The organism is Novosphingobium sp. AAP1 (assembly GCF_001295765.1).
Taxonomy (GTDB): domain Bacteria; phylum Pseudomonadota; class Alphaproteobacteria; order Sphingomonadales; family Sphingomonadaceae; genus Novosphingobium; species Novosphingobium capsulatum.
Map to the genome: position 1 here is coordinate 1 of NZ_LJHO01000026.1, position 19,083 is coordinate 19,083.

At 64.2% G+C, this 19,083-nt stretch carries 15 protein-coding genes and 1 tRNA gene; 5 read left to right on the plus strand and 11 right to left on the minus strand.

All coding sequences use genetic code 11. The features are described from left to right. Positions 1 to 633 (minus strand): nucleotidyltransferase domain-containing protein (locus IP65_RS20060; protein ID WP_082350286.1); only part of this gene is annotated, 633 nt, incomplete at its 3' end. A gap of 82 nt (positions 634 to 715) precedes the next feature. Then, positions 716 to 2,557 carry a ParB/RepB/Spo0J family partition protein gene (locus tag IP65_RS20065; RefSeq protein WP_054132819.1) on the minus strand — a complete coding sequence of 614 codons (1,842 nt, stop codon included), beginning with the start codon at positions 2,555 to 2,557 and terminating at the stop codon, positions 716 to 718. A gap of 612 nt (positions 2,558 to 3,169) precedes the next feature. On the opposite strand from IP65_RS20065, the gene IP65_RS20070 reads away from it, so the two are divergent. Next, complete coding sequence (locus IP65_RS20070) at positions 3,170 to 3,670, plus strand: Panacea domain-containing protein (protein WP_156306796.1); 501 nt, start codon at positions 3,170 to 3,172, stop codon at positions 3,668 to 3,670. A 45-nt stretch (positions 3,671 to 3,715) separates the two neighbouring features. Beyond that, positions 3,716 to 4,432 carry a hypothetical protein gene (locus tag IP65_RS21580; protein ID WP_156306798.1) on the plus strand — a complete coding sequence of 239 codons (717 nt, stop codon included), beginning with the start codon at positions 3,716 to 3,718 and terminating at the stop codon, positions 4,430 to 4,432. 39 nt (positions 4,433 to 4,471) lie between these two features. Here the strand turns inward: IP65_RS21580 and IP65_RS20080 are convergent, their stop codons facing one another. Both IP65_RS20080 and IP65_RS20085 read right to left on the minus strand, forming a co-directional pair. Continuing rightward, complete coding sequence (locus IP65_RS20080) at positions 4,472 to 5,677, minus strand: integrase arm-type DNA-binding domain-containing protein (protein ID WP_054132822.1); 1,206 nt, start codon at positions 5,675 to 5,677, stop codon at positions 4,472 to 4,474. 198 nt (positions 5,678 to 5,875) lie between these two features. Beyond that, positions 5,876 to 5,949 (minus strand) — tRNA-Gly (locus IP65_RS20085). Between the two features lie 164 nt (positions 5,950 to 6,113). Between IP65_RS20085 and IP65_RS20090 the strand changes: the two genes are divergently transcribed. Next, positions 6,114 to 8,234 carry an acetate--CoA ligase family protein gene (locus tag IP65_RS20090; protein WP_054132823.1) on the plus strand — a complete coding sequence of 707 codons (2,121 nt, stop codon included), beginning with the start codon at positions 6,114 to 6,116 and terminating at the stop codon, positions 8,232 to 8,234. Positions 8,235 to 8,301: 67 nt separating this feature from the next. Here the strand turns inward: IP65_RS20090 and IP65_RS20095 are convergent, their stop codons facing one another. The 6 genes from IP65_RS20095 to lgt all read right to left on the minus strand — a co-directional run bounded on the left by IP65_RS20095 (position 8,302) and on the right by lgt (position 13,823). After that, complete coding sequence (locus IP65_RS20095; RefSeq protein ID WP_054132824.1) at positions 8,302 to 8,835, minus strand: adenine phosphoribosyltransferase; 534 nt, start codon at positions 8,833 to 8,835, stop codon at positions 8,302 to 8,304. Between the two features lie 121 nt (positions 8,836 to 8,956). Then, positions 8,957 to 9,775 (minus strand): cytochrome c1, encoded by an 819-nt coding sequence (locus IP65_RS20100; RefSeq protein ID WP_022678058.1) that lies wholly within the window; start codon positions 9,773 to 9,775, stop codon positions 8,957 to 8,959. Positions 9,776 to 9,808: 33 nt separating this feature from the next. Continuing rightward, positions 9,809 to 11,083: a cytochrome b N-terminal domain-containing protein gene (locus IP65_RS20105; RefSeq protein WP_022678057.1), complete on the minus strand. Its 1,275-nt coding sequence runs from the start codon at positions 11,081 to 11,083 to the stop codon at positions 9,809 to 9,811. Between the two features lie 11 nt (positions 11,084 to 11,094). Beyond that, complete coding sequence (gene petA, locus IP65_RS20110) at positions 11,095 to 11,688, minus strand: ubiquinol-cytochrome c reductase iron-sulfur subunit (protein WP_054132825.1); 594 nt, start codon at positions 11,686 to 11,688, stop codon at positions 11,095 to 11,097. A 238-nt stretch (positions 11,689 to 11,926) separates the two neighbouring features. Beyond that, positions 11,927 to 12,979: a class I SAM-dependent methyltransferase gene (locus IP65_RS20115; RefSeq protein ID WP_054132826.1), complete on the minus strand. Its 1,053-nt coding sequence runs from the start codon at positions 12,977 to 12,979 to the stop codon at positions 11,927 to 11,929. Positions 12,980 to 12,986: 7 nt separating this feature from the next. Next, positions 12,987 to 13,823 (minus strand): prolipoprotein diacylglyceryl transferase, encoded by an 837-nt coding sequence (lgt, locus tag IP65_RS20120; RefSeq protein ID WP_082350288.1) that lies wholly within the window; start codon positions 13,821 to 13,823, stop codon positions 12,987 to 12,989. Between the two features lie 298 nt (positions 13,824 to 14,121). Here lgt and IP65_RS20125 point away from each other — a divergent pair, with 298 nt between their 5' ends. Next, a complete protein-coding gene (locus IP65_RS20125) occupies positions 14,122 to 16,917 on the plus strand; it encodes a [protein-PII] uridylyltransferase (RefSeq protein WP_054132827.1) in 2,796 nt (931 codons plus the stop codon). 14 nt (positions 16,918 to 16,931) lie between these two features. After that, positions 16,932 to 17,513, plus strand: a complete 582-nt coding sequence (locus tag IP65_RS20130; RefSeq protein ID WP_054132828.1) for a YqgE/AlgH family protein — start codon at positions 16,932 to 16,934, stop codon at positions 17,511 to 17,513. A gap of 19 nt (positions 17,514 to 17,532) precedes the next feature. Here the strand turns inward: IP65_RS20130 and IP65_RS20135 are convergent, their stop codons facing one another. Next, the gene (locus tag IP65_RS20135) at positions 17,533 to 18,783 is read right to left on the minus strand and encodes a surface lipoprotein assembly modifier (RefSeq protein ID WP_231627827.1); all 1,251 of its coding nucleotides are present in this window, start codon (positions 18,781 to 18,783) and stop codon (positions 17,533 to 17,535) included. Positions 18,784 to 19,083: the final 300 nt, after the last annotated feature.

Here is a 19,083-nt window from a genome sequence, read left to right on the forward strand (position 1 = left end):
GACTAGCAGGACGCAATGATAGAGGAATTCCGCCGACTGATGCAGGTCGAACGCCGCCTCTTTTAGCCGCCCTTGTCCTGCGACATACTTCGCTGTGTCCAAACGGCCTGCTGAAGCAGGAAACCACTCGTCAAAATATTCCTGCGCCATGGCAAGCGCTTGCTCTGGCGTCTTCGGCTTGGGCTCTGGCAAGGCCCTGTCGTCGGCCTCGAACAGCAGGACGCCATCGCGGGCGATGTCCATGAAAAAGTAGCGCCCATGGGCGAGGCCGTCGCCAACTTCCTGCCAGGTGTGGACGACGAAATTGGCGGGCGTGCGCAGAGTCCCTGCGATCTTCTCCTCGATCAGCCGTTGGTCGGCAGCGGTCCAGTGCGCGGCGCGGTCGGTCAGTTCCTTCTGATTGACGATCACCAGCAGGTCGAAATCCGAGACGTAGCCCTTGGCGGTATGCGGCTCGTCGACCCAGCCGCCCCGCGCATGGCTGCCATAGAGAATGACCTTGAGAATACGGCCCCGGCGGCGTCGCGCGGTGGCGTTCTCATGCGCGGCGGCGAACTCCTCGAACAGGATCTGGACCACGCGGTCCAGGTCGCGCTGCTTGCTCGCAGGCAGATGATCGAGGTCGGTCTTCATGGCTTTAGAATCGCCGCTATTCCTTGCGTTGCCAAGTACAAAGTAGTTGGCCGGTCCCAGCAGGAACCGGCCATATCCCCTGTCATGCCGCCTTGGGCCAGGTGGCATCGGCTTCAGTGTCGGCGCTCGTCTCAGCTTCGACCTCGACGTTGTCAGTATCTTCTGCCTCGATCTCGCGGTCATCGGCCGCTGCGATCCGCGCCGCCCGCTCGGCGCTGACGACGCCGCCGCGCAGCGTGTAGGCGCTCGCCGGGAAGGCCATCCAGCGTGGCACCCAGCCATCGCGCTTCACGCGCCCATTGCTGCCCGAAAGGCAGTCGCGGATGATGCCACGCTTGACCTTGGTCGTGGCTTTGCCGTTCTCGGCGGCAACCTGTTCGCCCGCGACGTCGGCGAGCAGATGGTCCATGATCTCGCGGTCGCGCACCGCGTCCAGCAAGGCATCGTCGGCCTGCCAGACATCGGCCATGTCGAGGCCCATGTGCGCGCCCAGCAGTTCGATCAGGCCGGTTCCGACGTCGAGCGTTTCGCCCATGACCACGGCCAGCACGCGTAGCACGGCAACGTCGTCCAGCGTGATCAGCCGCCGGAGCAGACCGCAAATGCCTTGTCCATCTGGATCGCTGGCGGTGACGGTCGGCGTGTCGGGATCAAGGTCGAGCAGGCGCAGAACCTCGCGCCGTCGGGCGTCGAACAAGGCTTCGGACAGGCAGTTCTCGACACTCTCGGCCACGGCATCGCTCGGGGCCTTCTGCGGTTCGACCCGCGCCGCCCACAGGCCTGACCCGACAATCGCATGGGCGACCATCACCCGTAGAGAAAGGCTGGTGTCCTCGACCAGTTTGGCGCGCACGGCGGCATGGCGATGGAGGTCGATATAGGCATTCACCGTGCTCGACACTTCGGGCCGGACCGCCTTTTCCAGCGCTTCGCCGCGCTCCAGCCGCCGCGCTTCCTTGGTGGTTACGAAGCCCTCGTGGAAGCTGACGTCACCGCGATGGCCGATGGCGACATAGACCCGGCCACCCTTGGATTTGGGACAGGAGACGTGTTCCCACGCATGGAACGCGTCACCCCTGGCCATGATCACGACCTCGTTCCAACCGGCATCGCGATAGGCTTCGGCCCGCGTCTCGATGGCTTCCATCTGCGCGGTCCAGAACACCTCCGCGCAGGCGAAATAGCGATCCTCCCCGAACAGATCGGCAATGATTTCGCCCTCGTAGCCGTCCAGATCGAACAGCGCCGCACTGACCGGGATCGACGCTCCCCCGAACAGCCATGACTTGAGCCAGGCACCCGTCGGTGCCGTTGCTCGCTCGTCATCGTGCAGGGCCAGCCATTCCTTCTGCTTGGCCTTGGATGCCATGGTCAGATGGCGCAGTGAGACCGCATCGATACCGTCGGCGCGGTAGAGGTTGCGCAGCCGGGGAACGAGATTGCCCAGCGCCAGCGTGCGCTTCACCTGCAGAGCCGTCAGCCCGAACGTCAGGGCGATGCAATCCACGTCGCGGCCTTCACGGACCAGCCGGGTGAAGGTCTCGCAGCGGGTCATTTCATCGGGATCCAGCCGCGCGATGTTCTCGATCAGCGAGGCTTCAAGGGCGGCAGCATCGTCACCCGGCTCGATCACCGCGCAGGGCAGGTCCTCGATGCCGCCGCCCTCTTCCACCACAGCCAGCGCGGCATGGAACCGGCGCTTTCCGGCCAGGATTTCGTAGGTGGGAGCATGCTCACCATCCGCGCTATCCTCGCCGCCTGAACCGACGACTACGGCGCCGACCTCGCGCACGATCAGCGGCACCAGCACGCCGCGCGCTCGCACCGAGGGCAGGATATTGGCGATGTCGCAGGTTTTCTTCGTGCCCCGCATGTTGAGGCTGGAAACTGACAGACGGGTGATGTCGATGTGCTTGAGTTCCATTGTCCTTCACTCCTTCTTTCATCGCGCGCATGGACCCGCCGGAGGGCGGGGTGGGCGACAGGAGCGATCCGGAAGGCCCGCCGAACGAGGCGGGGCGCACCCGAAGGGTCGCAATGGAATGGAGGACCTGAGCGCAGCTCAGGTTGCGCGCCGCCGCGGCGGGCCTAGCGGTGAGTGACGCCCACACCGCCTGCCGGCAGGTCAGTCAGCAACGCCGGCGCGCGACAGCGTGCTGTCCGCATGCGGATCGCGCAGCGAGCCGATCCCTGCCAGCGATCGTGACGGCCACGCCGACGAGACACCGCCGGTGGCTCGGTCGTAGCCGCAGGCGCAGATAGAGCGCGGCCGCGCCGCAGGTGCGGGGCAGCCACACTCTAGCGTCATCAAGTCATCGTACCACGCAACGCAGGCAATTCAGGGTGCCAGGTCCGTCGGCTTTAGCAGCGCTAATCTCAAATCGAATGTCGATCGTGGCGTATGAAGACAAAATCACAACCTGTCGCCGGCTTCTGTCGCAACATGATTCCTGCCGTGATAGCTTCCATTGCGCTTGCAGGGATCCCGCTGTAACGGCCTCGCGAGCGGTTGCGGACCAGTGCCACCGGGAACAAGATGTACGACGCCCGACAAGTTGCGAATTACCTGCTCGCCTGCGCTGAAAGGCGCGGCATACGGCTGACCAACATGGGCGTCCTCAAGCACATCTATTTCGCCCATGGTTGGCACCTAGCGTCATTCGGAACACCACTGATCACGAATCGCGTCGAGGCTTGGGAATATGGCCCGGTCGTGCGAGCCGTTTACGACGCCTTCAAAATTTATGGAGCCGGACCAATCACGGGTCGAGCGACGATCATCGATTGGGATACTGGCGAGCTCATTGAAGCGCGTGCCGACTTTTCAAGTGAAACAAGCAAGTTTCTTGATTCTATCCTTGCCTATTATTCAGGCTTCGGCGCTTTCGAATTGTCCGATCTCACCCACGTGGCAGGCGGCCCATGGGATCAGGTTTGGAATGCTGGTGATGGAAAGGTCCGCCTGAACATGCAGATTTCCAACGATAGCATTCGAGCCCATTTCATTTCGCAGGGCAAAAGCGCCACTGTACAGTGATGCGCACAATTGTGCGCAGCGGCGCATGATGGTAAACGTCGCGTTATGGATCTTCCGATTCCCGCTCTCCAAGACGTGGTCAGGTTGACTGGCCATGATCTCGATTCGACCGCGATCAACCTGCGCCGGTATTACCGCAGTACAGGATCGGTTTGGGGATACGATCCTTGCAAGAAACTGGCACCAGCGGTTTTTAGCCTTCAGATGTCTCGACAGGCAGCAGTGAACGCTTGCGGTCAGAAGGGGCATCCCTTGGGACGTCCTCACAACAGGGAAGTCGGTGGGTTGATCTGGGATGCTGCGGCCGGACGCGGCACATTCATGTGCCATCCTTTAAAGCCGCGAAAACTAGCGCTGCGCCGCGACTTCTCGGTCACCGTAGATCCGCTGTTCTCGTTCCGTGAAAACGGCCGTCACGTAATCGTCTACCTGCAGCCCAGGCGGACGCATGTTCCCGGGGCCCACGGTCTCCGTCTCATCGCCAGTGCAATCAGTTCGCTTTTTGCAGTCGATGAACTCGAAGGCGCTGACGTACTTTTGCTGGATGCCAGCATGCCCGAGGGGGCTGAGAGTCGGCAGATCAACTGCTACAATCTCGAGGACCTTCCCCTTCTGGAACCTGCTCAGATGGAAGCGCAGTTCCAAAGATTTGTCGATGCGTATGATCGTCTGACAGCCGAGGGGGTCAAGAGGAAAGAACGTCGCCCGAAGCCGCCACGAGATCTTGGCGAAGATCTGTTTGGTAGCCCACAACCCGCTTGAAAGTGGCTGCCAAGCTGGGCGAGCACATCGTTTTAGCGTTCAGGCCTTTGATGCGCGTCTGAGCGTATCAAGGTAGTCGCTCCACCACTGCGCCATCGCCACTCGTTCATTCCAGTGCGCACCGCGGTGGTAAGCAGCCCTAACTTTATCGCTTTCGCCGTGAGCAAGTGCACGCTCGATAGCGTCAGGATGCCATTTGCCGCTTTCGTTTAGCAATGTTGACGCCGTGGCTCGAAACCCATGGGCCGTCATTTCATCGGTTGAATACCCCAAGCGTCGAAGTCCGGCATTGATTGTGTTGTCACTCATTGGCCGGGCGCGGGTCCGCATCGACGGGAAGAGATAGCCTTTTGGCCCAGTGAGACCATGCAGTTGTTTCAGCAGTGTCAGGGCTTGTCGCGACAACGGAACGAGATGGTCCTTGCGCATCTTGGTTTTGGCGGCTGGAATCGTCCATAACGCATTATCGAAATCGACATCTTCCCAGGTCGCATGTCGCAATTCGCCGGGTCGCACGAAAACGTGAGGCGCGATCTGCATGGCCAGCTTCGAGATAGGCTGGCCATCGTAACCTTCAATCGCTCGGAGCAGTTCCCCGACCCGCGACGGATCAAGGATGGCGCCATAGTGCGTGACGCTAGGCGAAGTCAGCGCGCCTTTGAGGTCCCGAGTAGGGTCTGATCTTATGCGCGCAGTTGCCACCGCATATCGGAAAACCGCGCCCGCCAGTTGGAGCGTTCGCCGTGCGCTCTCCAGCTTGCCCTCGCTTTCGATGCGCTGAACGGCCGCCAGCACGTCTATCGGCTCAATTTCGGCTATTGGCATGCGTCCGATCGAGCCGTTCAACAGCGAAAGCAAATACTCGCTTCGAGTCGCCGTCGCGGGGGCCCACCTCTTCTGACCGTCGCGTTTCCGCTTCTGGCAAAACTCGGTGGCGATTGTCGAGAAAGTGTTTGAGGCCTCCATTTGGGCTCTGACCTTTGCGCGACGCTTTTCGACCCCTGGGTCCTTGCCATCGAGTAGCAACTGACGGGCCTCGTCACGCCGCCGCCGGGCATCAGCCAATCCGACTTCGGGATAGACACCCACAGCCAGCGTCTTCTCCTTCCCGTGGATGCGGTATTTGAACCGCCAGAGCTTGCCGCCGGCAGGTGTGATCAAAAGGAATAGCCCAAGGGAGTCACCGACCTTGTACGGCTTTGCTCGGGGCTTAGCACTGCGGATAGCAACGTCTGTAAGAGCCATTTTCCGCGCCTTTCGTCAAAAGATACCCCCATCGTGGGGGCATCTCCAATTGGCCCGAGAATGCGATACCCCAAAATACCCCCAAAATCGCATGGATGCTGATGGACGGGGGTACGCAAGCCCGGACGAACCAGGGCACAGAAGCCCAGGTTTTCTAAGGGTTTTATACCATTTTTCGGGGATTTTTTGAAGGGGTGTTGGAGCGGGTAGCGGGAATCGAACCCGCATAACTAGCTTGGAAGGCTAGGGCTTTACCACTAAGCTATACCCGCCCGCATCCAGGCTTTGCGCTTGCCATGGGCAGTCGGGTTTCGTCAACCCCGGGCTTACCAATCATTCCGGCGTTTGCGGTGGATGGCCTTTGGGCCAGTCGCGCACTCGCCGCTTGCCGCGTTTCGCTGATTGTTATAAGTCATAGCGAAATTCGGAGGATGTCATGGCTGTTGAACCCGTTCTCTCGCATCAGGCGATCGCCCGTTTCCTGCGCCCGCAATCGGTGGCCGTGGTCGGCGCGTCCGACAAGCCCGGCGCGCTGGGGGCTACTTTGCTCAGCAACCTGGATCGCAATGGCTATGCCGGGGCGATCTATCCAGTAAATCCCAAGCGCAGCGAAATCGGCGGGCGGCCCTGCTATGCCAGCGTCGATGCCCTGCCCGAAGGGGTGGACGTGGCAGTGCTGGCCATTCCGCGCGTTGGCGTGCTCGATGCCGTGCGCAGCCTGGCGGCGCGCAAAGCGGGCGGCGTGGTGATCTTTTCGGCCGGCTTTGCCGAAGGCGGGGAAGAGGGCCTGGCCGAGCAGCGCGAGATTGCCCGGCTGGCGGCTGAGGCGGGCATGGTGGTGGAAGGCCCCAATTGCCTGGGCCTGGTTAACTATGTCGACCGCATTCCGCTCACGTTTGTGGAAACCGATGCCGTGCCGCCGGCCGGCCGGCGCGCGGTGGGCATCGTTTCGCAGTCGGGCGCCATGGCGGCGGTGCTGGGCACCATGCTGCTGGCGCGCGAATGCGGGGTTTCCTATTCGGTGTCCACCGGCAACGAGGCGGCGAGCGGCGTGGAGGACTACGTCGATTGGCTGGTCGATGATCCCGATACCCACGCCATTGCCATGATCGTGGAGCAGTTCCGCAAGCCGCAGCGCTTTCTGGCCGCGGCGCGCCGGGCGCGGGCCGCGGGCAAGCCGGTGGTGCTGCTGCATCCCGGCAAATCCAGCGCCGCGCGCGAATCGGCGGCCACGCACACCGGGGCGATGGCCGGCGATTACAAGCTGATGCGCGCGATGGTCGCGCGCGCCGGGGTGATCTTTGCCGAAGCCCTGGAAGAACTGGGCGATATTGCCGAGATTGCCGCGCTGTGCCCGATCGCGCCTTCGGGCAAGGCGGCCGTGCTGGGCGAATCCGGCGCGTTCAAGGCGCTGACGCTCGACCTGGCGGAAGAACTTGGCCTGGAATTGGCCGCGCTGCATGATGAGGATTCGCCCGAACTGCGCGCCGCGTTGCCGCCGTTCGTGCCGGTTTCCAACCCGCTCGACATCACCGCGCAGGGCCTGTCGGAGCCGGCGATCTATACCCGCACGCTCGACGCCCTGCTGGCCGACGACCGCGTCGGTACGGTTCTGGCCGGGATCATCCAGGCCGAGGCGATTACCTGTGCGATCAAGTTCCCTGCCATTCTGGCTGCGGTAGAGGGCAAGACCCTGAGCAAGCCGCTGATCTTTGCCGGGCTGGACGAAGGGGCGCAGGTTCCGGCAGAGCGCATTGCCGCGCTGCGGGCGGCCGGGGTGCCGTGGTTCCCCACCACCGAGCGCGCCTTGCGCGCCATCACCCGCCTGACGCACTGGTCTGCCCGCGATCTGACGGCCACTGATGCGCCGGCGCTGCCGGTAGCGGGCCTTGCCGATGTTTCGGGTGTCATTCCCGAATACAAGGCCAAGCAGCTGCTGGGCCCTGCCGGCGTGGCCTTTCCCAAGGGACAGTTTGCCGCGACGCCCGATGATGCCGTGGCCGCAGCGGACGCGGTGGGCTATCCCGTGGCGATGAAGGCGCAGGCGGCGGCGCTGGGCCACAAGAGCGACGCGGGCGGGGTAATCCTCAATCTCGCCGATGGCGCGGCGGTGCGTGCGGCCTGGACCCGCATGTTTGCCAATGTCGCGGCTTATGATGCGGCGATCACGCTCGATGGCGTGCTGATCGAGGCGATGGGCAAGCGCGGCGTGGAAATGATCGTGGGCGCCAAGAACGATCCCGAATGGGGGCCGGTGGTGCTGGCCGGGTTTGGCGGGGTTACCGCCGAAATTCTTCAGGACGTGCGCCTGCTGACGGCAGACCTCACGCAGGAGGCGGTCGAGGCCGAACTCATGCAGCTCAAGAGCGCGGCGCTGCTGGCGGGCTATCGTAGCTCTCCGGCGCTTGATGTGCCGGCCCTGGCCGCGCTGATCGTCAAGGTGGGCCAGGTGTTGCGGGCCGAGCCGTCGATCCGCGAAATCGATCTCAACCCGGTGATCCTGCACCCGCAGGGCGAAGGCGTGGTTGCGCTCGACGCGCTGATGCTGGTGGATTGACGGAGCGGCTGACCCGCCCTCCCTGCGCGGCGTCGCAAAGGGCGGGCGGGTTGTGGCGGTGCTGCCGTCAGTGCCCGGGGAAGTCCATCATGGCGTCTACCACCAGGCCCGCGTTGCGCAGGCGCTGCGCCCCGGCCAAGTCGGGCAGGTCGATCACGAAGAACGCATGGGTCACTACGGCGCCTGCCTCGCGCAGAAGTTGTGCCGCGGCCAGCGCCGTGCCACCGGTGGCGATGAGATCATCGACGATCGCCACGCGCTGTCCTGGCGCGATGGCGGTGGGATCGATTTCCAGCCTGTCGGTGCCATATTCCAGGTCATAGTCGACGCTGAGCGTCGGCACCGGCAATTTGCCCGGCTTGCGCACCGGCAGAAAGCCCAGCTGCGCGCGCGCAGCCGCAGCGGCGCCAAAGATGAAGCCGCGCGCCTCCATCCCGGCGATCAGGGTTGCGCCGCTGGCCTGTGCCCGGTTGGCGAGGTGGTCGATCGCGGCGGCAAAGCCGGTGGGATGGCTGATCAGCGTGGTGACATCGCGAAACAGCACGCCGGGCACGGGAAAATCGGGCACGGTGCGGATCAGGGACTTGAGGTCGCAGGTCATGGGGTAATGTCCAGGGGAGGGGAGGCCGTAGGAAGCGGCTGAAAGCGCCGCCAGTGCCGACAACCCATGAAAAAGGCCACCGTTTCCGGTGGCCTTTTCGTTTTGGCACTGTCGCCCGGCGTTAGTGGACCCGGGCCCAGATATTGCGCTTGGCCAGATAGGCCAGCACGGTCGCAGCGAGGAGGAAGCCAAGCACGGCCCAGCCGGTCTGCTTGCGCTTTTCCATCTTGGGTTCGGCGGTCCAGGTGAGGAACGCGGCAACGTCGGCAGCCATCTGCTGCTTGGTGGCCTTGGTCCCGTCGCCATAGGTAACCTGGTCGTCGGCCAGCGGCGCCGGCATGGCGATGTTCAGGTTGGCGAAGTAGGGGTTGTAGTAGAGGCCATCGGGCGTCTTGCTGTCGGGGAACCGCTTGAGCAGTTCGGCCGGCTGATCCTGGTAACCGGTCAGCAGCGAATAGACGTATTCCGGGCCTTCGTGGCGGGCCTTGGTGACCAGCGACAGGTCTGGCGGGTTGCCGGTGCCGGCGTAATAGACCTTGGGGAAGTGATCGGCCGGCACGTTGTCGCGCTGGGTTTCATCACCGGTCTTGGGATCGACGACCTTGGCCTTGTTCGACCAATCCTTGGCGATCGCCTTCACTTCCGCTTCGGAATAGCCGAGCGCGGCCAGATCGCGGAACGCCACGAAGTGGAGCGAGTGGCAGTTGGAGCAGACTTCCTTGTAGACTTGGAAGCCGCGCTGCAGCTGGGCCCGGTCAAACTTGCCGAAGGCGCCGTTGAACGAGAAGCCGGGTTCAGGCTCGTGCGGGGCGAGGTGATAGACCTGCACCGCCGTGGCGGGTTCGGGCTCGCGGATCGCCTGGATCGCGCCCACTCCGAACGACCAGAGCAGCGCCACGGCGAAGAAGAGGCCGACAAGAGGACCAAAAAGACGGACCATGGGGTTCTCTCTCTTTGTGCGGTTCGCGCTGGCTCAGGCGGCCGGGGCGGTCTGGTCATCCTTGCCCAGCACCGCTTGCGTGATGGAGAAGGGCAGCGGGGCCGGCTTCTCGATCGAGGCGACGATCGGCAGGATCACCAGGAAGTGGAGGAAATAGTACGTGGCGGCGATCTGCGAGATCAGCACGTACTTGGTTTCGGCCGGCGAGCCGCCGCAGAAGCCCAGCACCAGCACGTCGATCACGAGCAGGTAGAAGAACTTGCGGAACAGCGGGCGATAATGGCCCGAACGCACCGGCGAGGTGTCCAGCCAGGGCAGGAAGAACCACACCAGGATTGCCGAGAACATCGCCAGCACGCCCATCAGCTTGGCCGGGATGAACAGGAAATCGGCGGTGAAAGCGCGCAGGATCGCGTAGAACGGCCAGAAGTACCATTCGGGCACGATGTGCGCCGGCGTCGAAAGCGGGTTGGCCTGGATATAGTTGTCCGGGTGGCCCAGCGCGTTCGGCAGGAAGAACAGCATGGTGCAGTAGAGGATCGCGAAGACCCCCAGCCCGAAGCCGTCCTTGGCGGTGTAATAGGGGTGGAACGGCACGGTGTCGGATTCGGTCTTCACTTCCACGCCGGTGGGGTTGGACGAACCGGGAATGTGCAGCGCCCAGATGTGCAGGATCACCACGCCCAGGATCACGAAGGGCAGCAGGAAGTGCAGGCTGAAGAAGCGGTTGAGCGCGGCGTTATCCGGCGCGAAGCCACCCAGCAGCCACTGCTGCAGCGGCGTGCCGACCACCGGGATGGCCGAGAACAGGCCGGTGATGACCTTGGCGCCCCAGAAGCTCATCTGGCCCCAGGGAAGCACATAGCCCATGAAGGCCGTGGCCATCATCAGCAGGAAGATCGTGACACCCAGAAGCCAGATCATTTCGCGCGGGGGCTTGTACGAGGAGTAGAAGAACCCGCGGAAGATATGGATATAGACCACCACGAAGAACGCCGAGGCGCCGTTGGCGTGCGCATAGCGCAGCATCCAGCCCCAGTTCACGTCGCGCATGATGTGCTCGACACTGTCGAATGCCACGCCGGAATTGGCGGCATAGTGCATCGCCAGGACCACGCCGGTCACGATCTGCAGCATGAGGCACACCCCGGCGAGCACGCCGAAGTTCCACATGTAGTTCAGATTGCGCGGCACCGGATAGCCGGCGCCGACAGCATTATAGACGAAGCGCGGCAGTGGCAGCTTTTCGTCCAGCCACTGCATCAGCGGGTGGCTTGGCTTGTAATGTTTCGCCCAGGGAAAGCTCATCGTGTCTATCCTCAGCCGATCTTCACGACAGTGTCGGACGTGAATTCATAAACCGGCACTTCCAGGTTCTTGGGTGCCGGGCCCTTGCGGATGCGCGCGGCGGTATCATAGACCGAGCCGTGGCACGGGCAGAAATAGCCGCCGAATTCACCCTTCACCTCGCCTTCGCCGGCGCCCAGCGGCACGCAGCCCAGGTGGGTGCAGACGCCCATGGTGATCAGCCAGTTGGTCTTGCCGGGCTTGGTCCGCTCTTCCAGGGTCTGCGGATCACGCAGGCTGGAAAGCGGCACCTTGTCGGCCTCGCTGATTTCCACCGGGGTCAGGTTGCGCACGAAGACCGGTTGCTTGCGGAACACGGCCTTGATGGCCTGGCCGGGCGCGATCTGCGAGATATCGATCTCGGTCGAACTTTCCGCCAGCACGTCAGCCGAAGGTGCCATTTGCGAGACCAGCGGCACGAGCACCGCCAGTCCGCCAACACCTGCAAAACTCACCGCTGCGATATTGATGAAATCGCGCCGCCGCACGCCTTCATCGGCGCCCGCACCGTCATGGACGGCGGGCGAATCTGTGCCGCTTGCGTTCACAATTGCCTCATCAGCCATTGATAATCCCTGCCTGCTGCCACCCCGCCTGGAAACGGCCGGGCACGGTATTTCCCCCTCCTTGCGCGCGGCGGCGAACATCGCCGGGTATCATGCGCGCCGGGCCGCCGTGATATGCACGTGCCAGACCCAAACAGTTATAACGCGTGATAGCCACAGAATTGCGGCTTTGCCAACAAGCATTTTAGTGCAGCAACCGGCTGTATTTTGCGCTGCCGCAATGCAATCGATAAACTACCTAGAACGCAGCAGTAGTTGGCCAGTGCAGTGCGGTAAAAGCCATGGCCTTGAACAAGTTGCCCATTTGCGCCGGATCGATCAGGCGGGCCAGCGCACGCGTCAGTGCCGGGGCATGATCGGGGGCATGGCGGGCCAGCGTGGCCGCGCGCGCCTCGATCCCCAGGGATTTGAGGAATTCGCCCTGCGTGACAATACCTTCACAGCGGGCGCCGGCGGCCGCGATCACCGGCACCAGCGCGGCGAAATCGACCAGGGCGGTCAGGTCTGCCTCGCCCGGTTCGGCAAACGGATCGACCTTTTGGTGGGCGCGCACGGCTTGCAGCGTGCTGCCATCTTGGGGCTGGGCATGGCCATAGTCGATCCACAGCGCCACGCCGCCCTGCGCGGCCAGGCGCGCGGCGATATCGGCCGTGACGGCGGCGGCGGCCGGACAGGTTTCGATGATCGTGCCTTCGGGCGCATCGGCCCGGTCTGCGGGCACGGCCGCGTCCATCGGGCCGGTGCCGGCCACTGGCAGCAAGCGATCGCCCGCCGCGTCCCAGCCGATCATCCGCTCGCGCCAGCCTTCGGCCATGCGCACGATCTGGCGCACGGGCAGGGCATCGAGGAATTCGTTGCCCACCACCATGAGCGGGCGATCGGTCGGCAGCGTGGAAAAATCATCGTGCCAGGTGGCGTGGGGGAAACGCTGTCGCTGTATGCCGCGCAGCGCCGGGCTGGTTTCCACGAAGTGCACATCGGGCACCAGGCCGTGGCGCGCGGCGGCGCGCAGCGCATCGAGTGCCAGGGTGCCGCGGCCGGGCCCGGCCTCGACATAGGCGACCGGCTGTGGCTTCCCGGCACGAATCCAGATGTCGGCCAGCCATAGCCCGATCATTTCGCCAAACATCTGGCTCACTTCCGGGGCGGTGATGAAATCGCCGGCCGTGCCCAGCGGATCGCGCGTGCTGTAATAGCGCGCGTTGGATTCGGCCATGAAGTGCGCCACGCTGATCGGGCCGGTCGCCCGGATCAGCCTGGCAAAGACATCGCGCAGGCTTTCAGTGGCCATGGTCTGGTCAATCGGCCGGGGGCGGGGCCACGGTTCCCAGCGGCGGGCGCACCATCGCCCGGATCAGCAGGGTGAGGCCGATCGCCAGCATCGGAAGGGTCAGCCACTGGCCCATCGACAGCCCGGTGCGCAGGGCAAAGTCTTCGAGCTGGGCATCGGGTTCGCGATAGAATTCGACGATGAAGCGCGACAGCGCATAGCCGGTGGCAAACGTGCCCATCAGCCGGCCCGGACGCCAGCGCGCGCGGGTTTTCCAGAACAGCGTGATCAGCACGGTGGCCAGGATCACCCCTTCGAGCAGCGCTTCATAGAGCTGGCTGGGATGGCGCGGATTGGGGCCTGCGCCAGGAAAGACCATGGCCCAGGGCACATCGGCGGTAGTGACGCGGCCCCATAGCTCGCCATTCACGAAATTGGCGCAGCGGCCGAAGAACAGCCCGATCGGCGCGCATGGGGCGATATAGTCGCACACCCGGATGAAGCTCAGCTGGTTGCGCCAGCAGACAAAGGCGATCGCCAGCACGGTGCCGATCAGGCCGCCATGAAAGCTCATGCCACCCTGCCACAGCTTGACCAGTTCGCTGGGGTGGGTCCACAGTTCCGGGGCATAGAACGTGGCATAGCCAAGTCGGCCGCCCAGGATGATGCCCAGCGTGGCATAGAAGAACAGGTCATCGGCGTGGCGCTGGGCCATCGGCGCCCCCGGCTGGCGGATCATGCGCGAGAGATGCCAATAGCCAAGCAGGATGCCGGCGAGGTAGGCCAGCGAATACCAGCGCAGCGCAAAGAAGCCGAAATCCCAGGCAATGGGCGAGAGATGCAGTTGCTCCCAATGCAGCGGCATGTGCGACGAGGCAGCCGCAGCGGCAGAAAGGGCCGGAAAAAGGGACAAGCGCGACGCTCCGTATTCGGTGAACTGATGGCCGGGGGCCAGGCCTTGCCAGCCTGCCCAGGTTCGCGCGCCTTCTGGCACAGGGGCCAAGCTGCTGGCAAATCCCAAAAGCGCGGCAGCGCCGTTACAGCCCAGGCGCGGTCGTTCGCGCGCAATCCTGCCCGAAAGGGGGAGGCCAATCGGCGATTATCGTGAAAACTTGGATGCCTGCGCTGTTTCCCCTTAACGCCACCTCGTTTAATGAGGGGGCATGACCTTGCCCCGCATCGCCCACCAGCGCGCCATCATCGACCGTCGCACCCTTGCCGAGGCGGTGACCCAGGCCGTGGCACAAGCCGATGGCGATCCCTCGCGCGCCCGGCCCGTGGTGGTCGAGCATCTGCGCGCGGCGCTGGCCCATGGCCGCGAGGAACTGGCCCGGCGCCTGCGCGGCAGGCCCTCGGCAGGTTATGAATGCGCCCAGGGCCAGGCCTTCCTGGTCGACCAGCTGGTGCGGGTGATTCACGACTATGTGATCGGCCAGGTCTATCGCGCCAGCAACCGCACGACGGGCGAGCGCATCGCCGTGCTGGCCGTGGGTGGCTATGGCCGGGGCGAGATGGCGCCGCATTCCGATGTCGACATCGCCTTAGTCACCCCGAACAAGCCCACCGCGTGGTGCGAGCAGGTGATCGAGGCGATGCTCTATTTCCTGTGGGACCTTGGCCTCAAGGTCGGTCATTCCAGCCGCTCGCTCGATGATACGGTGCGCATGGCCAAGAGCGACCTGACGATCCGCACGGCGCTGCTCGAAGGGCGTTACGTCTGGGGCGATCGCGACGTCTATGAAGAAGCGGCGCGCCGCTTCTGGGCCGAGGTCGCCGCCGGCACCGAGCGCCAATTCGTCGCCGAGAAGCTGGCCGAACGCAACGAGCGGCACAAACGGCTGGGCGACAGCCGCTATGTGGTCGAACCCAATGTGAAAGAGGGCAAGGGCGGGCTGCGCGACCTGCACACGCTCTACTGGATCGGCAAATATGTCCACAAGGTGCGCGATCCATCGGAACTGGTCGATGTCGGCCTGCTGACGGCGGCGGAATATCGCGCGTTCCACCGCGCCGAGAATTTCTTCTGGGCGGTGCGCTGCCACCTGCACATGATCACCCGCCGCGCCGAAGACCGCCTGACATTCGACCTGCAACGCGAAGTGGCCGCGCGCATGGCCTTTGCCGATCGCCCGGGCAAAAGCTCGGTCGAGCGCTTCATGCAGTTCTTCTTTCTCCAGGCCAAGCAGGTCGGCTCGCTCACCGGCGTGTTCATGGCCCAGCTCGATGAACAGTTTGCCCGCACCAAACCGGGCTTCTTCGCCGCGCTGCGCCAGCGCCGCAAGCGCAAGGTTTCGGGCTTTCCCATCGTCGCGGAAAAGGTGTCGGTCCCGGCCGACGATTTCTTTGCCGTCGATCCGGTGCGCCTGCTCGAGATCTTCGTGGTGGCCGACAAGCACGGGCTGGAAATCCATCCCGATGCGATGCGCCTGGCGCGGCGCGATGCTGGCCTGATCGATGGCGCGGTGCGCAAGGACCCGCGCGCCAATGCCTTGTTTCTGGAATTGCTGACCAGCCCGCATGATCCCGAAACCGTGCTGCGCTGGCTGAATGAGGCCGGCGTATTCGGCCGCTTCATTCCCGATTTCGGGCGCGTGGTGGCGCAGATGCAGTTCGACATGTACCACCACTATACGGTGGACGAGCATACCATCCGCGCCATTGGACTGCTCGCCCGCATCGAAAAGGGGGAGGAGCGCGAACTGCATCCCCTGGCCAGCAACGTGGTGCAGAAGGTTGCCTCGCGCCGCGTGCTCTATGTTGCCACGCTGCTGCACGATATCGCCAAGGGCCGCCGCGGCGATCACTCGGTGCTGGGCGCCGAGGTGGCGCGGAAGCTGTGCCCGCGGCTGGGCCTGTCGGCGGCAGAGACCGAACTGGTATCCTGGCTGGTGCGCTGGCACCTGTTGATGAGCGCCACCGCGTTCAAGCGCGATCTGGCCGACTACAAGACGATCGCCGATTTCGCCGCGCAGGTGCAAAGCGCGGAGCGGCTGCGCCTGCTGTTGATCCTCACCATCGTCGATATCCGCGCGGTCGGGCCAGGGATCTGGAATTCGTGGAAGCGGCAGCTGTTGGGTGACCTGTTCATCCAGACCGAGGAAATGCTGCGCCTGGGCCACAAACAGCACGGCCGGCCCGAGCGCATCGCCGCCAAGAAGAAGGCGGTGGGCGAACTGCTCAAGGAACGCGACGCGCTGATCGGCACGGTCGGCCGGCAGCTGAGCGATGCCTACTGGATTGCCGAACCCGAAGACATCATCGCGCTCAATCTCCAGCAGATGGATAGCGCCCTGGGCGAGCCGCTGTCGGTAGAGGCGCATTACTATCCCGCGCGCGGCGCCATGCTGGTTACCGTGCTGGCCGCGGACCACGCCGGGTTGTTCTATCGCCTGGCCGGCGCGATCCACCTGGCGGGGGGCAACATCATCGATGCGCGCATCCACACCACCCGCAACGGCCTGGCCGTGGACAATTTCCTGGTGCAGGACCCGCTTGGCCGCCCGCTCAACGAAGCGCGCCACATCGAACGGCTCAAGAACAGCATCGCCGATGGCCTGTCCAACCGGGTCAAGCTCATGCCCCAACTCGCCGCGCGGCCGCTCGCCCGCCCCCGGGCCGAGGCGTTCGACGTGCAGCCGATCGTGATCTTCGACAACAAGGCGTCCAACCGCTTCACCGTGGTGGAAGTGGGCGCGCGCGATCGGCCCGCGCTGCTCGGCCGCCTGGCGCATGCCCTGTTCGATTCGCGGCTGGTGGTCCATTCCGCTCACATCGCCACATATGGCGAACGCGCGGTCGATACGTTCTATGTCACCGATATCCTGGGTGAGAAGGTGACCAGCGAGAACCGCCTGCGCAACCTGGAAAAGCGCCTGATCGACGTGGCCGAAGACCGTGGTCCGGGGGGCGCCAGCGAACGCGCTGCCACCGCCGCCGCTGCCGCATCGGCCGCCGCCTGAAAAAGTCTGCCATCATGACCGAACCTGCCGCTGCCGATCTTGCCCCGCACTATCTTGCCGGGCGCCTGCTGCTTGCCATGCCCGGCATGATGGATCCGCGCTTCGATCACGCGGTGCTCGCGCTGTGTCTGCACGATGCCAACGGCGCCCTCGGCATTGGCCTGGGAGAGGAACGTGCCGGCATCCGCTTTCACGGCCTGCTGGAAGATGTAGGCATAGATCCGGGCCATGCGCCCGATGTACCGGTGCTGCATGGTGGCCCGATGGAAACCGGGCGCGGCTTCGTGCTGCACACCCCCGATTGGGGCGGCGAGGGCTCGGTCACGGTCAATCCGCTGTGCACGCTCTCCGCCTCGATGGACGTGCTGCGCGCGATTGCCGAAGGGCGCGGCCCCTCGCGCTGGCTGGTGGCGCTGGGCTATGCCGGCTGGGGACCGGGGCAGTTGGAAGAAGAAATGCACCACCACGGCTGGCATGCCGCCGAAGGTTCACCCGCGATCCTGTTCGATACCCCGCGGAAACAGCGCTGGTCGGCCACCTGGCGCGCCGCCGGCATCGATCCCGCCCATCTTGCCGCCGATACCGGCCACGCCTGAACCCGCGGGGAGCGCACGCTCAAAATGCGGCGGTAATGCCCACTTCGGCCGCGACCCGGCGATAGTCATAGATGCCCACGGTCGATCGGTTGCGCTCCCACCGCAGGCGCGTGATCGGGGCCAGGCCCTGCCATTGCAGCGCACGCCAGGTGGTGCTGGCCACCACGGAAAAGCGGTCATCCATCCGGCGGCGCGGATAGAGGAACAGCCGGGCATCGGCCTCGAGGTGGCTGTAGCTGGCGCTGATCACGGCGGTGGTCCGGCCGATTTCGCGAAACGCATAGACCGCGCCACCGCCGGTCACGTCCGACCAGCCCGCGTCGCGGGCCTTCGTGCGGTTGACGAAGGCCTGCACCCCGCCTCCCAGGCGGGCCGATACCGCACGATCGAGCCCGGCCGACAGGGCAAAGACATCGCCGGTCTGCAAGGCATTGCGCCGGTTGGCGGTATGGGTCACGCCCAGGCCGAGGCGGCCCTGCATCGTCTTGCCCATGGGATGGAGGAAATCGGCACTCACCCCCACCGACGTGCTGTAGGGCTTGAGGCCATACCATCGCCAGGTCGGCCCGGCGGCGAGCGTCAACCGGTCGGCACCCAGCGTATATTCCGGGCCGGCTTGGATGCCGATCAGGATATCGTCAAAGCGCTCATCGCGGTAAAGATCGCCCGATCCATTGGCCCGCACCAGCAGGGTGGCATTCTTTTCCAGCGGGGTGCGAAAATAGGTCTGCCCGCGCAGCGCCAAACCCAGGCCCGATCTGGCCTTGGCATCCTGGTCCAGCGTGAACTCGCCGATCACCGTACCCAGCGTGTTGGACCGGGTGGCGCGGTTGATGTTGCTGTCGGGCGCCAGCGCCACGTCCAGGCTGCCACCAAAGGGTTTGCGCGCCTTGAGTGCGGCAGCATAGAACCGCACCATGCGCTCCACGTCCGGCGGCAGCCCACCAGCCTGGGCCGCGCGCATTTCCCGGCGGGCAGCGCCAAGGTCACCCATCATCGCCTGAACCCGCGCCAGTTCCAGGCGCACGCGCTGCGCGTTGGGGCGTTCGTCCAGAATGCGGCGCAGGATCAGGGCTGCGTCCTTCAACTTGTGCTCGCGATCCGCCAGCATCAGCGCCAGGCGAAACCGCGCTTCGTTGCGCAGGTCGATATCGGGATTGTCCGCCAGGGCGCGATAGGCGGTTTCGGCGGTGGCAAAATCGCCGCTGTCGCGGGCGCGGTCGGCGAGTTCGAACAACTGCGGTGCCGTTAGCGATACGCTGTCGGCCATCGCTGCCGCCGGGCAAGAGAGCGCCATAAGCAGGGCGGCGACAAGATAAGGCTTGGAAATGGCTAAGCTCCCGAGTTTGCAACGAACTATTGCATCGGCCCGATGCCGTCCAGCGCGCGCTTGCGCAGCTTCAATCCGATTTGGCGTGGCGAATCCGACTCACACGGGGCAAATCTGCGGATTCATCGCACGTCCGGCATGCGTCCATCATCGGCAATCGCTGCAAAGTGACAGAAAAATGTCGATCTAATCCATTGTTAAATATAAAATTATTCAGGCTATGGCATCCCTGTGGAAAAA

Bases quoted from the DNA above. Each gene is read 5' to 3' on its own strand.
- IP65_RS20090 (WP_054132823.1), top strand. From the start codon at position 6,114: ATGGCTGTTGAACCCGTTCTCTCGCATCAGGCGATCGCCCGTTTCCTG.
- IP65_RS20070 (WP_156306796.1), top strand. From the start codon at position 3,170: ATGTACGACGCCCGACAAGTTGCGAATTACCTGCTCGCCTGCGCTGAA.
- IP65_RS20135 (WP_231627827.1), bottom strand. From the start codon at position 18,783: ATGGCCGACAGCGTATCGCTAACGGCACCGCAGTTGTTCGAACTCGCC.
- IP65_RS21580 (WP_156306798.1), top strand. From the start codon at position 3,716: ATGGATCTTCCGATTCCCGCTCTCCAAGACGTGGTCAGGTTGACTGGC.
- lgt (WP_082350288.1), bottom strand. From the start codon at position 13,823: ATGCCGCTGCATTGGGAGCAACTGCATCTCTCGCCCATTGCCTGGGAT.
- IP65_RS20115 (WP_054132826.1), bottom strand. From the start codon at position 12,979: ATGGCCACTGAAAGCCTGCGCGATGTCTTTGCCAGGCTGATCCGGGCG.
- IP65_RS20095 (WP_054132824.1), bottom strand. From the start codon at position 8,835: ATGACCTGCGACCTCAAGTCCCTGATCCGCACCGTGCCCGATTTTCCC.
- IP65_RS20130 (WP_054132828.1), top strand. From the start codon at position 16,932: ATGACCGAACCTGCCGCTGCCGATCTTGCCCCGCACTATCTTGCCGGG.
- IP65_RS20065 (WP_054132819.1), bottom strand. From the start codon at position 2,557: ATGGAACTCAAGCACATCGACATCACCCGTCTGTCAGTTTCCAGCCTC.
- petA (WP_054132825.1), bottom strand. From the start codon at position 11,688: ATGGCTGATGAGGCAATTGTGAACGCAAGCGGCACAGATTCGCCCGCC.
- IP65_RS20100 (WP_022678058.1), bottom strand. From the start codon at position 9,775: ATGGTCCGTCTTTTTGGTCCTCTTGTCGGCCTCTTCTTCGCCGTGGCG.
- IP65_RS20125 (WP_054132827.1), top strand. From the start codon at position 14,122: ATGACCTTGCCCCGCATCGCCCACCAGCGCGCCATCATCGACCGTCGC.
- IP65_RS20105 (WP_022678057.1), bottom strand. From the start codon at position 11,083: ATGAGCTTTCCCTGGGCGAAACATTACAAGCCAAGCCACCCGCTGATG.
- IP65_RS20080 (WP_054132822.1), bottom strand. From the start codon at position 5,677: ATGGCTCTTACAGACGTTGCTATCCGCAGTGCTAAGCCCCGAGCAAAG.